This window comes from Pseudomonas sp. UMAB-08 (assembly GCF_900095225.1).
In the GTDB taxonomy this organism is placed as follows: domain Bacteria; phylum Pseudomonadota; class Gammaproteobacteria; order Pseudomonadales; family Pseudomonadaceae; genus Aquipseudomonas.
Genome location: NZ_LT607415.1, coordinates 219,254 through 232,070, shown reverse-complemented (window position 1 = coordinate 232,070; position 12,817 = coordinate 219,254). Strand labels below are relative to the sequence as shown.

General features: G+C 57.4%; 15 protein-coding genes and 3 pseudogenes. 10 read left to right on the top strand and 8 right to left on the bottom strand.

The genetic code is table 11. The annotated features are described in order from the left end of the window. Positions 1–140: 140 nt before the first annotated feature. Positions 141–474, top strand: a pseudogene (locus K0F75_RS04140) (tyrosine-type recombinase/integrase); the annotation flags it as partial. Here the strand turns inward: K0F75_RS04140 and prmB are convergent. After that, positions 463–1,371, bottom strand: coding sequence for a 50S ribosomal protein L3 N(5)-glutamine methyltransferase (prmB, locus tag K0F75_RS04135; RefSeq protein ID WP_219060582.1), 909 nt, complete (start codon positions 1,369–1,371; stop codon positions 463–465). The pseudogene K0F75_RS04140 and the gene prmB sit on opposite strands and share 12 nt — an antisense overlap. Positions 1,372–1,632: 261 nt before the next feature. Here prmB and K0F75_RS04130 point away from each other — a divergent pair, with 261 nt between their 5' ends. The 3 genes from K0F75_RS04130 (at position 1,633) to K0F75_RS04120 (ending at position 3,423) form a co-directional block, all read left to right on the top strand. Then, on the top strand, positions 1,633–2,223 hold the full coding sequence (locus tag K0F75_RS04130; protein WP_219060581.1) for a cysteine hydrolase family protein: 591 nt from the start codon (positions 1,633–1,635) through the stop codon (positions 2,221–2,223). Positions 2,224–2,425: 202 nt separating this feature from the next. Further along, positions 2,426–2,746, top strand: a complete 321-nt coding sequence (locus tag K0F75_RS04125) for a hypothetical protein (RefSeq protein WP_219060580.1) — start codon at positions 2,426–2,428, stop codon at positions 2,744–2,746. 119 nt (positions 2,747–2,865) lie between these two features. Beyond that, entirely contained in the window at positions 2,866–3,423 is a 558-nt protein-coding gene (locus tag K0F75_RS04120) for a Smr/MutS family protein (RefSeq protein ID WP_219060579.1), read from the top strand. Positions 3,424–3,752: 329 nt separating this feature from the next. On the opposite strand, the gene K0F75_RS04115 is transcribed toward K0F75_RS04120, so the two are convergent. Together K0F75_RS04115 and K0F75_RS04110 are read right to left on the bottom strand one after the other, a co-directional pair. Beyond that, a complete protein-coding gene (locus K0F75_RS04115) occupies positions 3,753–3,986 on the bottom strand; it encodes a hypothetical protein (protein ID WP_219060578.1) in 234 nt (77 codons plus the stop codon). A 65-nt stretch (positions 3,987–4,051) separates the two neighbouring features. After that, complete coding sequence (locus K0F75_RS04110) at positions 4,052–4,699, bottom strand: BON domain-containing protein (protein WP_219060577.1); 648 nt, start codon at positions 4,697–4,699, stop codon at positions 4,052–4,054. A gap of 253 nt (positions 4,700–4,952) precedes the next feature. On the opposite strand from K0F75_RS04110, the gene K0F75_RS04105 reads away from it, so the two are divergent. From K0F75_RS04105 to K0F75_RS04095, 4 genes and pseudogenes are all read left to right on the top strand, one after another. After that, positions 4,953–5,333 carry a hypothetical protein gene (locus tag K0F75_RS04105; RefSeq protein ID WP_219060576.1) on the top strand — a complete coding sequence of 127 codons (381 nt, stop codon included), beginning with the start codon at positions 4,953–4,955 and terminating at the stop codon, positions 5,331–5,333. A 53-nt stretch (positions 5,334–5,386) separates the two neighbouring features. Continuing rightward, positions 5,387–5,611, top strand: a pseudogene (locus K0F75_RS25580) (site-specific integrase); the annotation flags it as partial. Between the two features lie 23 nt (positions 5,612–5,634). Beyond that, positions 5,635–6,180 carry a GTP cyclohydrolase I FolE gene (gene folE, locus K0F75_RS04100; RefSeq protein WP_219060575.1) on the top strand — a complete coding sequence of 182 codons (546 nt, stop codon included), beginning with the start codon at positions 5,635–5,637 and terminating at the stop codon, positions 6,178–6,180. 88 nt (positions 6,181–6,268) lie between these two features. Beyond that, positions 6,269–6,640, top strand: a complete 372-nt coding sequence (locus K0F75_RS04095) for a glutathione S-transferase N-terminal domain-containing protein (protein WP_219060574.1) — start codon at positions 6,269–6,271, stop codon at positions 6,638–6,640. Positions 6,641–6,695: 55 nt separating this feature from the next. Here the strand turns inward: K0F75_RS04095 and K0F75_RS04090 are convergent, their stop codons facing one another. From K0F75_RS04090 to K0F75_RS04080, 3 genes are all read right to left on the bottom strand, one after another. Beyond that, on the bottom strand, positions 6,696–7,085 hold the full coding sequence (locus K0F75_RS04090; RefSeq protein ID WP_219060573.1) for a lysozyme inhibitor LprI family protein: 390 nt from the start codon (positions 7,083–7,085) through the stop codon (positions 6,696–6,698). Between the two features lie 171 nt (positions 7,086–7,256). Further along, entirely contained in the window at positions 7,257–7,859 is a 603-nt protein-coding gene (locus tag K0F75_RS04085; protein ID WP_219060572.1) for a glutathione S-transferase family protein, read from the bottom strand. Between the two features lie 34 nt (positions 7,860–7,893). Beyond that, positions 7,894–9,060, bottom strand: a complete 1,167-nt coding sequence (locus K0F75_RS04080) for a PLP-dependent aminotransferase family protein (RefSeq protein WP_219060571.1) — start codon at positions 9,058–9,060, stop codon at positions 7,894–7,896. Positions 9,061–9,142: 82 nt separating this feature from the next. Between K0F75_RS04080 and K0F75_RS04075 the strand changes: the two genes are divergently transcribed. Together K0F75_RS04075 and K0F75_RS04070 are read left to right on the top strand one after the other, a co-directional pair. Continuing rightward, complete coding sequence (locus K0F75_RS04075; protein ID WP_219060570.1) at positions 9,143–9,619, top strand: MarR family transcriptional regulator; 477 nt, start codon at positions 9,143–9,145, stop codon at positions 9,617–9,619. A gap of 129 nt (positions 9,620–9,748) precedes the next feature. After that, positions 9,749–10,942: a benzoate/H(+) symporter BenE family transporter gene (locus tag K0F75_RS04070; protein WP_219060569.1), complete on the top strand. Its 1,194-nt coding sequence runs from the start codon at positions 9,749–9,751 to the stop codon at positions 10,940–10,942. Positions 10,943–10,995: 53 nt separating this feature from the next. Here K0F75_RS04070 and K0F75_RS26155 read toward each other — a convergent pair whose 3' ends face one another. Continuing rightward, on the bottom strand, positions 10,996–11,859 hold the full coding sequence (locus K0F75_RS26155; RefSeq protein WP_374028600.1) for a methyl-accepting chemotaxis protein: 864 nt from the start codon (positions 11,857–11,859) through the stop codon (positions 10,996–10,998). Beyond that, positions 11,857–12,033 (bottom strand): annotated as a pseudogene (locus K0F75_RS26150) (HAMP domain-containing protein); the annotation flags it as partial. The pseudogene K0F75_RS26150 and the gene K0F75_RS26155, both read right to left, overlap by 3 nt. Between the last annotated feature and the right edge of the window lie 784 nt (positions 12,034–12,817).

Sequence of the window (12,817 nt, the reverse complement as noted above, 5' to 3'; positions counted from 1 at the left end):
GGGCGAGGCATGCGGTTGATACTTTGGCAGACCGTAAGCGCGGATGTCGAGGAGCCGCTTTTGGCCGGTTAGCGACCGTGTACCGCAACTGATCCATGCTTGTCCTCCCTCAAGATGGAGGACAAGCCATGAAAACCACTAACGAGGACTGCCTGTTTCAGAGCCGGATCCACGGCTCAGATCATCTCCACCAGGCAATACGCTCGAATAGTCAAAGCCTGGGTAACAAACATTGGTCTTGACCCAGCCATATACGGCACCCACACGCTGCGGCGAACGAAGGTCTCCCTGATCTATCGTAGAACGAAGAATCTAAGGGCAGTCCAACTCCTGCTGGGTCACATGAAACTTGAAAGCACCGTCAGATACTTGGGGATTGAGGTCGACGATGCCCCGATAAATCTAAACTTACCGGGGTTCTCACTTTCTCGAAGGCGCCGTATCACGCCCCCCTCATTACGATCAAACCCGTGAAGCGAACAACGCTTGATGTTCGCGGCATTGCTCGGCCGATAACATGAACACGCCATGCCCTCCCCGCTCGAACTCCAGCCAGGCGAAGTCGACTTCCGGGTACAGCGCCTCGACATGGATCTGGCTGTTGCCGACTTCGATGATCAGCAAGCCCTTCTCGGTCAAATGATCCGCCGCCTGACTGAGCATGCGTCGCACCAGGTTCAGTCCGTCGTCGCCACAGGCCAGCGCCAGCTCCGGCTCATGTTGATATTCATCCGGCATGTCGGCGAAATCTTCGGCATCGACATAAGGCGGGTTGGAGACGATCAGGTCGAAACGCTGCCCCGGCAAACCGTCGAAACCATCACCTTGCACGGTGTAGACGCGCTCATCCACGCCGTGACGCTCGATGTTCTGATTCGCCACTTCCAGCGCTTCGAAAGAAAGGTCGGCCAATACCACTTCAGCGTTGGGGAACTCAAATGCACAGGCAATGCCGATACAACCGGAGCCCGTGCACAGGTCGAGAATCCGTGCCGGATCTACTGGCAGCCACGGCTCGAAACGTTTTTCGATCAGTTCACCAATCGGTGAGCGAGGGATCAGAACCCTTTCGTCCACGATGAACGACAGGCTACAGAACCACGCTTCCCCCAGCAGGTAAGCGGTTGGGATGCGTTCGTCGATGCGGCGTTTGAGCAAGCGTTGCAGATTAACCAGCTCGTCGTCCTCCAGACGGCAATCCAGGTAGCTGTCGGCAATTTCCCACGGCAGATGCACCGCACCCAGCACCAACTGACGGGCTTCGTCCCAGGCATTGTCGGTGCCGTGACCAAAAAACAGATCTTCCCCATGGAAACGGCTGACAGCCCAACGGATATGGTCGCGCAGGGTGCGCAGGCGGGAAGTGATCACGGGGGCATGCTCCTTGAAAAAACGACGGGCGATTCTATCAGCCATGGCCTGAACAAACGATGCCCTGAAGACGATTGATCGCCCCCTCGACAGCTGGCGACCTGCGATGCCTTCGAAGCCACTTTGAAGGCAAAATGACATGAATCGCAAACAGTCCGATGGCTTGCAGCCCAGTAACCACGCCACTTCCAATCGTTGCCATTCACAGAACCGCTCAGCCAGAGGACAATGTCACAAAAGCCCCACATCCAGGAGCCCCAGATGTCCGACCCAAAAACGATGTTTCAACTCAGTGGCCGTGGTTACGCGCCGGCTAATCTGAGCAATGCCAGCCTGATCATTATCGATGCGCAGAAGGAGTACGTCAGTGGTCCGCTGGCACTGACAGGCATTGATGAGGCCGTGGCCAATATCTGCCAACTGGTGGACGCTGCCCGTGCCGCAGGTCGACCTATCGTGCATGTGCGCCATCTTGGCACCGTGGGCGGTCTGTTCGATCCGCAAGGTGAGCGCGGCAAGTTCCTACCCCAGCTCCTGCCTCAAGGAGAAGAGCCGGTCGTCGAGAAGCTCCTGCCAAACGCCTTCCACGGCACCGGCCTGCACGATCTGTTGCAACGCCTGGGGCCTCTGGACCTGATCGTGTGCGGCTTCATGAGTCACTCAAGCATCAGCACCACCGTACGCGCAGCCAAAGACTATGGTTATCGCTGCACCTTGGTGGAAGACGCCTGCGCAACCCGCGACTTGCCCAGCAAGCAGGGCGTGATCAGCGCCAAAATGGTTCATCAGACCGAGATGGCGATCATGGCGGACAACTTCGCCACGCTCGCACTGACCAAGGATTTGATCTGACTCCGGCTTGATTCATCAGGAACTGACCCGGCCTCATCGCTTCGGCAGTTCCTGAAAAACACCTGCGTTACCTCTGCCAAGGTGACGAACGTGATGTAACCGCCCATCCATTAATCACCCCCGCAGCCCTTGATTCCCGCCAAAACGGGAACCACCAGGTCATATACTGGTCAGAGCGCCGATACCCTGAGAGGAAATCGGAATGAAGATATCCGATGGTTTCGATGCTCGTCGCTTGCGCCCAAAAGGCCCACGCAACTGGCGGATGCGCTTCGGCGCCGCATTTGCAGCACTGTTGGCCACCAGTGGCGTCTTACTGGTGATGGCCGGTATTGCTAGCCTGATCGGTCACCCGCCGGCACTGGGCGAGCTCAATGCCAGCGCGGGCGGAGCGAGCCTCGTGGTGGCAATCGGGTTGTTCCTGCTGTATGTCGGCGTCTCGATATGGCGTCGCTGCCGCCGACGCTTGCGTCGGCCCAGTGAGCTGAACATGGCGCCGCACCTGATGAAAAAGCACGACTGAGGCTCACAAAACCGCTTCGTATCGCTCACTGGGAACGCAGCCGGGCACAGCAATAACGTTTTAGTCACGCCGAGCAAGGCGTGACGCAGGTAAACTAGCCCTCCTGCGCGGAGGCTTAGATGCAAGACGACGATTTTTCCCTGTTTAAAAACGAGATCCGCGGCGTAAAGCCGATCAAGCACGATCACGCAGACGTTGGCAAACCCAAAGCCGACCGCAAGCACCTGGCCAAACTGCGTCAGGCTGCCACTGTGCGCACTGACTCGGTGACCATAGATGGCCTGTCAGACCAATTCGTGATCGACGTTGGCCCTGAGGACGTGTTGAGCTGGGCTCGTGATGGCGTCCAGGAAGGTCAGATGCGCAAGCTTAAACTCGGGCAGATCAGTTTCGAGGGTGGCCTGGACCTGCACGGCATGAGCGTCGAAGTCGCGCGGGAAACACTCTGGGAATTTTTGGCCGAAGCGACCAAGCTGGAAGTTCGTTGCGTGCGCGTGACTCATGGCAAGGCGGTGCGCCTGGATGGTAAACGCCCGATGATCAAAAGCCACGTCAACACATGGCTGCGCCAGCATTCGCAGGTGCTGGGCTTTGCCTCTTGCCTGGCTAAACACGGCGGCGCGGGCGCCGTTTACGTCATGCTCAAACGAACCATGATGGAAGGCCGCGACGAATAACGCCTTGAGTCGCAGCCTTCAGTGAGTGCGGACCTGTCAGGCTGTTGGAGTGTCACAGCCTGACTGAATCAGATCCGATCCAATCAACGCCGGTCACCCTCATAGTAACGGTGACCGTGTCCATGACCGTCATGCCAAGGTCCAAAGAAACAGCCTGACATGGACGACAATACCGCCACCACAATCGCCAGTTTCACTACTCGACTCACCATACATTCACTCTCTTCACGACAGGTATTTATTACCTGATACTTCAGACATCAACGGCACGCGTATCGCCAACCGATGACTGTAAAGGTTAGGTAAATGCCTGGTGGCTGAAGGCGGCTTTAAACTTCCCCCGTGGCCTCGGCCAGGGTCGCCAAGACTTCCTCCATGTGATTGATGGAGTCGCGCAAATCCTCAAAAGCGTGTTCAAGCGCGTGACGGCGATTAACCGTGTTATTGCCGGGCAAACGCTCGGAACCGGCGTCTTCTTCCGCCTTTAGCTGATGAATGCTCGCGCGCAGCGTCTCTAACTCCAGTGCAATACGCCGAAGATGCTCTCGCCTTCTCTCGCTCATTAACGTACTCCTTTCGATAGCGTGGGGCCGGACGAACAGGGAGAGCGTCGTCTGGCCCCCGAGCATCAACCAATCGTTAGCTTATCTTCAACTTTGTACACGCCAGGGACGGACCATGCCGCCTGTTCAGCTGCCTGGCGTTCAAGCCAGAGATGAACCTTGCCTTCGAGTCTCACGGTGCCGCCAGTGACTTTGACGTGAATACCGTGAGCCTCGACGGCAGCATTGCGCTTCAGTGCATCTTCAATCTTGCGTTGAACGTCCGCAGCATTTACCCGTGCTTTGAGCGTGAGCAGATTGGTGACGCCCTTCACACCGGACAGTTTGCGCACTGCACGTTCAGTGGCTTCTTTCTGGAATTGCCAGTCCACTTCGCCTTCCAGCGTTACCCAGCCCGCCTGAACCCTGACCTTGATCCGGTCATCCGGAACTTCGGTGTTCCAACTGATGACATCCAGCGTCCTGGAGGCGATGGTGTCGTCCGCGACGACGAAGTCGCTCGGAAAACGCACTTCGATTTCCTCGGCAATGGCTCGAACACCCTTGACGCTCTTGACGGCCCGCTCTGCCGCGATTTTCTGTGCATAGTTTGGGACATGACCTGTCAGTGTCACGACGCCGTTCTCTACGGCTACACCGATGTGGACGGCATCGATGTTAGGCTGGAATTCAAGCTCATCCAAAATATCCTGGCGTAGACTTAAATCGTTCATGGCGGTTCCTCGCGTTTTTATGGACTCATTGATTTCTCGCATCTGGCAGCGAGCTTCCCACTGCTATTGTGGTTTTACGCCCCGAGGCTGGAGCGGTATTGAGTTTTATCAACAATCCATCCCGTGCCTGACAGGCACCAGACGCCTGCGTCCAAAGCAGACTGACGGCACTGTCTTCCATCCCGCCAGGATTGACGCATGCCACTGCAAGGCATTGAATATTTTTTGCAGTGGCACTTAAGGAGGATTCCACATGGCCAAAATCAAAGCGCTAGCGGGTGATTTTCTTCAAGGTGATGGCGAATACCGTTCCGGCTCAATTACGCTCACGACGCCCCTTTACCCCTGGCCCGGCATCAAGATTTCGGTTTCTGCGATAAAAGCCCTGGAAATAGCCAGCGAAGCGTCAAATAAAAAAACCGCAGACGCTATCGGCTTTGGATTAGCCGGCGGGTTGGTGTTGGGGCCCGTAGGCGCCGCAGCAGGTTTCATGCTGGCCAGCGAGGAAAAGGAAGTGACGTTTTTGGCAACGTTAAAAGATGGCAGGAAGCTTCTGGCGGCAACCGACGACGGCACCTACCGGCAAATAGCGCAGCATGTAAGCAAGCCGCATTTTTTTCACAGCCACGACTAGGCAGTGACACAGCCGAGCCCGGCCTGACGCCGGGCTCTTTGCCGTCGGCGTTCAGATCGCGTCGACCGTGCAACTGCTGTCACACCTACGCTACCATGTGCCTCATGGCGGGCATGGACCCTGCATTCATCGCCAATCAGCTCGGCCGTAGCGTGCAAATGTTACTATCCACGTACGCCCGATGGATAAACGCCAGCACCGACTGGCGCGAACTCGGAAAGCTCGAAACAAGCCTGATTGGTACACATCTGGTACAGACACACAATGTACCGCCCTGAAACCCGTACGGAAAAACAGCCCTGTGACACTGGAACAGAATTACACCGCGATACTGGGTCAGCTCGGCGAGGACGTGTCCCGCGAAGGTTTGATCGATACGCCAAAACGTGCTGCCAAAGCCATGCAGTATCTATGTCGAGGCTATGAGCAAAGTCTCGAAGAAGTCACCAACGGTGCCCTCTTCAGCTCCGACAACAGTGAAATGGTCATGGTCAAGGACATCGAGTTGTACTCGTTGTGCGAACACCATTTGCTGCCTTTTATCGGCAAGGCTCATGTCGCTTACATCCCGAACGGTAAAGTACTCGGCCTGTCGAAAGTCGCGCGGATCGTCGACATGTATGCCCGCCGCCTGCAAATCCAGGAAAACCTCAGCCGCCAGATCGCCGATGCGATTCAGCAAGTGACCGGTGCTCTGGGTGTCGCAGTTGTCATTGAAGCCAAGCATATGTGCATGATGATGCGCGGCGTCGAGAAACAGAACTCGTCGATGATCACCTCGGTGATGCTCGGTGAATTCCGCGAAAATGCGGCGACCCGCAGTGAATTTCTCAGCTTGATCAAGTGATTCGCTGTGCAGGGGCCGTCCAGATTTCTTGTCTGCGGCGCCTGAGCGATCTCACCTCCGTTTCATCCCCCTACTGCGAGGCGTCACCGTGTTCATCAAGGCATTAAGGGTTGGTCTGGGCCAACTCATCATTTTCATTGATTTCCTGACTCGCCCAAGCAAGAAAAAGCGCACGCCTGCCGCCCAGGCCTCCGTCGATCTGTCGGCTCAAGACCTGACCTTGTATCAGTTCAACGCCTGCCCGTTCTGCGTAAAGACCCGTCGCACCTTGCGCCGCCTGAACGTTCCCGTGGCCTTGCGTGATGCGAAAAACAACGAAGTCGATCGCCAGACCCTGCTCACCGAAGGCGGCAAGATCAAAGTACCGTGCCTGCGCATCGAAGAAGGCGGCAAGACCGTATGGATGTATGAATCCAAGGTCATCATCGACTACTTGCAGCAGCGCTTCGCGGCGGTCTGAAGCCGAGGCTTGAGACGCACTGCGCTGGAGCCTTCGCAGGCCAGCCTGTGGAGGCTTATTTCGGGCAACCTTCAGCCCGACAGGCCACGTAGGCTTTCAACTGTTCCACTCGCAATTGGGTATGTGCAGCCAGACACTGCGACTGAAGCAACGGCCAGATCGAGCCAGAGTCCTCTGGCTTGCCCACTTGATACAGACAATCGGCATCACGAAACGCGACCCACTTGCGCTGCGCGTCCTTGAGCGCCTGCTTTTGCGTCGACGTGTTCAAGTAAGCCATTTGCGCCTGGTATTGGGTGTTCAGGTCCGCATCAAGTCTGGACAAGTCAGTGCCCGCACACGCGTTCATGGCTGCCTGATTCGCATTGCAGTCGTCAGCTAACACAACCTGCACATTTGTCCACCCAAGCCCCATCGCCATGGCGGCCGTTATCAAATAACGCATAGTCAACACTCCTTCCTCCAGAAATAACGTTCAGCTCGAGCCAAACAGCCGCGCAGACTAGAACAGCATCAATGCCCAGACAAAGGCCTATATCGCCACCGAAAACTCCAGACATTAAAAAACCGGTCGCTCGTTGCAGACCGGTTTTTTTGTTTTCAACCCAGGCTCAGATTAATCCAGCATCCCTATATAGCCCGGTTGCTCGGCCACTCGGCCCAGCCATTGCTGGATCGCCGGGTACGGGGCAAGGTCGAACCCGCCCTGGTAAGCGACGTGGGTGTAGGCATAAAGCGCGATGTCAGCAATAGAGAAGGTTTCTCCTACCAGGAACGGCGTGCGCTTGAGTTGCTGTTCCATGACAGCGAGCGCTCGGTATCCCGCTTTTTGCATGGTGTGGTATTCCGCCAGGCGCTCTTCCGGTAGCCCGAGGTAAAACTGGATGAAGCGAGCCACCGCGATACAAGGTTCATGGCTGTACTGTTCGAAAAACTGCCACTGCAATACCTGCGTGCGCAAGCGCGGTTCGCTGGGCAGATAGGCGCTGCCGTCGGCCAGAAAGTTGAGAATCGCATTGGATTCCCACAGGCAAGTACCATCCTCAAGCTCCAGGACCGGGATCTTGCCGTTGGGATTCTTTGCCAAAAACGCGGGGGTCTGGGTTTCACCGTTGAGGATGTCCACTGCCACCCATTGGTACTCGATGCCCAACAGGTTGAGCATCAATTTGATCTTGTAGCAATTGCCTGAGTTGTAGTCGCCGTAAACTGTGTACATCACCCTTCTCCCTTGCTGCGTATTCATAAATGCATCACGCCGCTTCAGCGACCTGTGCCTGGCGAACCACTGCGGCCAGCCGCTTGAGACCCTCCCCCAGACGCTGGGGGTCGATATGACTGAAGTTCAATCGCAGATAACCGGGGTTGGCGTCCGGATCGGCGAAAAACGGCTCACCCGGCATAAACGCCACATCCTGGGCCAGCGCGGGTTTGAGCAGAGAACGGGTGTCCAAAGGCGTTTTAAGGGTCAACCAGAAAAACAGGCCGCCCTGCGGGCTATTCCAATCGGCCAGATCGCTGAAGTGCTCTTGCAGGGCTGCCTCGAAAGCATCACGACGCACACGATAGAAGTCGCGCAATTCCGCCAAATGATTGCGGTAATGCTCGGTACCTATCCATTGCAGAGCCTGCCATTGACCCATCCGGTTGGTGTGCAGATCGGCCGATTGTTTCAGCCGCAGCAAGTGCGGAAACAAGTCCGGCGTCGCGATCAGGTAACCCACGCGCAGCCCAGGCAGCAGAGTTTTGGACATCGTACCGGTATAGATCCAGCTGGCCTTTTTCAGGCGGCTGACGATAGGGGTCGCGCTGCCGCCGTCGAAATTCAGTTCGCGATAGGGTTCGTCTTCGATCAGGGTGACATCGAACTCATCAAGCAAGGCCGCCACGGCATCGCGACGGGCTTCGCTGTAGCGTACGGCTGACGGATTCTGAAAGGTCGGAATCAGGTAAGCGAACGCAGGCTTGTGCTGCTCAAGACGCTGGCGCATAGCGACCAGGTCCGGGCCATCGGCCTGCAAGGGCACGGTGATGCAATCGGCACCGAACAGCTGAAAAATCTGCAGGGCGGCCAGGTAAGTCGGTGCTTCGAGGAGGATCTCGGTGCCCTTGTCGATATACAGCTTGGCCGCCAGGTCGAGGGTCTGCTGCGAGCCGCTGACAATCAGCACCTGGCTGGCTTCGCACGGCACGCCCAAGGCGCGGGCTTCAGCGGCCAGTGCTTCGCGCAAAGCGGGCTCTCCTTCGCTCATGCCGTACTGACCCATAGCCAGTGGCATGTCAGCCCACTCAACGCAGGGCAGCATGGCTTCTGCGGGCAGCCCACCGGCGAACGACATCACTTCCGGACGTTGGGCCGCAGCCAGAATTTCACGAATCAAAGAACTTTTAAGGCGCGAGACACGTTCGGAGAAAGCCATGGAGGTCACCCGTAGCGGAGTTAAATAGAAATACGTCAAACTGCTTGACCGAAATTACGATACCGGGCCTAGATACGTCAATATGATTGACCTTAAAAATAAAATAACTCAGCAATCGGCGATGGAAGCCTTCTTTTTCGGCTATCAGGCGTTCACCGCCAAAGCCGACGAAATGCTCGCGCAACGCGGCCTCAGTCGCGTGCACCAACGCATCGTATTTTTCATCGCCCGCTATCCGGGTTTGAGCGTGAAAGAGTTGCTGACGGTGCTCGGTGTCAGCAAGCAGGCACTCAATACACCCTTGCGCCAATTGATCGACATGAGCATGGTGCACAGCGTCGCGCCTGACGTCGATAAGCGCAAACGCTTGCTGGGCCTGACGGAAGAAGGCATTGCATTCGAGCAGGCCCTGCGTCACGAACAGGTGGAGCTGCTGCAACGGGTGTTTGCCGAAGCGGGCGAAGCGGCGGTTGATGGTTGGCTGGCCGTGAACAAAGCGCTGGGGCAAGCCCGTCAGACAGGGGTGATAATCCCTGCCGAGCCTCTAACCTCCGAGTGATACAGCTGACGCATTCGACGCTATCAATTGCGACTGTACGGCTAATTGTGACGATTGCTGTATTGCAACACCGGGTAACGACTGCGTTTAGGCTTGTGGCTTGACTGGACACCGTTAAGGAAAACCCACATGACCGACGCCATCACTCCTACCCGCCTGCGGCCATTGGCCGACAGCTCGCCTGCTGCCGTGGTCGCGGGCTTTATTGCGATGATGACTGGCTGCACCAGTTCATTGGTCCTGATGTTTCAGGCAGGGCAAGCCGCGGGCTTGACCAGCGCCCAGATTTCTTCCTGGATCTGGGCCCTGTTTATCGGCATGGCGATTTGCAGCATTGGCCTGTCTCTGCGCTACCGCACACCCATCACCGTCGCCTGGTCGACGCCCGGCGCAGCGCTGCTGGTCACCAGCCTGGGCGGTGTGTCGTACGGCGAAGCCATCGGGGCCTTCATCACGTGCGCGGTACTGGTCACCCTGTGCGGCGTTACCGGCAGTTTCGAGCGGCTGGTCAAGCGCATACCTGCGTCACTCGCAGCGGCGTTGTTGGCGGGGATTTTATTCAAGATCGGCAGTGAAATTTTCGTCGCCGCGCAACACCGTACTGGCCTGGTGCTGTGCATGTTTTTCAGCTATCTGCTGATCAAGCGCGTGTCACCGCGCTACGCGGTCCTTGCAGCGCTGATTGCCGGCACGGTGATATCGGGCTTACTGGGACTTCTTGATTTCAGTGGCTTTGCGCTGGAAGTGGCGACACCTGTGTGGACCACACCGTCGTTCTCGCTGGCGGCGACCATCAGTATTGGTATCCCGCTGTTCGTGGTGGCAATGACCTCGCAAAACATGCCCGGCATCGCTGTTCTACGCGCCGATGGCTACACCGTACCGGCCTCCCCGCTGATCTCGGTTACCGGCATTGCATCGTTGCTACTGGCGCCGTTTGGCTCGCACGGCATCAACCTGGCCGCGATCAGCGCCGCCATCTGCACCGGCCCGCATGCCCACGAAGACCGTGACAAGCGCTACACCGCTGCGGTCTGGTGCGGCGTTTTTTATGCCATCGCTGGCGTCTTTGGCGCAACCGTGGCGGCGTTGTTTGCGGCCTTGCCTAAAGAGTTGGTGTTATCGATTGCCGCGCTGGCCCTGTTTAGTTCGATCATGAATGGCCTGACCGTCGCCATGAACGAACCCAAGGAGCGTGAGGCAGCGCTGATCACCTTTATGGTCACCGCATCAGGCCTGACACTGTTCTCCATCGGTTCGGCATTCTGGGGGATTGTGGCCGGGGTGCTGACGTTGATGATCCTGAATAGCCGTAAGGGCTGATGCGGTAACTCAGGTTTTCCGTATCAGGTGTTCCACATCAACCCTTCGCCTATTTAAAGCCGGAAGTGTCCGACCATGCCTTTCAGTTCAGTCCCCAATTGCGCCAGCTCGATACTTGACGCCGCATTCCCCTGCATCGCAAGGGCTGATTGATCGGCACTGGCACGGATGCTGGTGACGCTGCGATTGATCTCTTCGGCGACCGAACTTTGCTGCTCGGCAGCGGCGGCGATCTGCTGGTTCATTTGCTGGATCAAGGACACGGCGACGGCGATGCTGCCCAGGGCACTTTCGGTCTGCCACGCATCGCTGACGGCCATTTTCACCAATTCGCCGCTGTTTTTAATCTGCGCCACGGACGACTGCGCCCCGCTCTGCAGGCTGCCGACCAGTCGCTCGATTTCTTCGGTTGATTGCTGAGTCCGTTTGGCCAGCGCGCGTACCTCATCGGCGACCACCGCAAAACCCCGTCCCTGCTCCCCGGCCCTCGCGGCCTCAATAGCGGCATTCAGCGCCAGCAGGTTGGTTTGCTCGGCGACGCTCTTGATCACACCCAAGACTTTGCCAATGTTCTGGATCTCGGCACTGAGGTTCTCAATGCTGTGGCTGGCGGAGCTGGCGGAGCTGGCAAGCGCTTCGATTCGTTGCATGCTCTGGCGAACGACCTGCTGACCGCTTTCGACTTTGTCGTCGGCCGTCTGTGCGGCCTGTGCGGCCTCCTCAGCATTGCGTGCCACGTCATGCACCGTCGCCGTCATCTGATTCATGGCCGTGGCGACCTGCTCGGTTTCTTCCCGCTGGCTACTGACCTCCAGGTTGGTCTGTTCGGTGACTGCCGACAGCGAATGAGCCGATGTCGCCAATTGCTCGATACCGGCTTGCAGGCCGCTGACAATGCCGCTCAGACCCGCGCCCATCTGCTGCATGGCCAGCATCAATTGGCCGATTTCATCGCGGCGTTTGACCTCCACCGTCGCGCTCAAATCGCCGGACGCAATTTGCTGGGCGACGCGGATCACGCTGCGCAACGGTGCCACGATCAGGCGAGTAATGACCCAAGCGGCGATCAAACCGACCAATAACGCCAGCATCGAGGAGCCGATAATCAGCAGCGAGCTGGCTTTGAGCTCCGCCTGCATTGCCTGATCTTCGGCGCTATAGGCCTCGTTGACCCGCTGCACGACCTGTTTGGCATTGTCGGCAAGCTGCTGATAGACCTGCGCTTCGTTGGCAAGCAGACCGGTGTATTCGGTGAGTTTTTCGGTAAAGTTGCCAATGTGCGTGCCGACTTCGCCCAGTACGGTCAGGTAACCGGAGTCCTTGACCACGCCTTTGAGCTGTTCGGCCAACGCCAGTGCCTGGTCAGCCTGTTCGATCTTGCCTTCTTTGGGGGTCTCACCCGAGCCTGTTTTACGACTCTGGTCCAGACGCACCCGCGCTTCATCCATCGCCTGCAACATCAACCGTGACACCTGGCTGACCTGATTGGCTTGCGCAATGAACTCGGCACCCTGCTGACCCTGGGAGTCCTTCAGCGCGTAGGTGCCGTCATCGGCCAGCCCGGCTTGCAATACATCCAGATTATTAGCCACGCTGGACACCGACCAACTGGCCATTTCCAGGGAAAGGTCCTTGCTCTGACTGATCTCGACAAATTGATCGAAGGATTTTCGGTAGGCCGTGAGCGCAGTTTGCACTTGGCTCATCATGGTCTGATTAGCGGCCGACTCACCCTTGAGCTGCTCAGCCAGGGCCTGCAATGCGTCGACGCCCGCACGCACATCATCCGCCACTTTCGGGTCGCTGTGCAGGGCGTAATCCTGCTCCTGCGAGCGCACCTTGAGCAGGCCACTATTGAGGGTCGACATTTGCTTG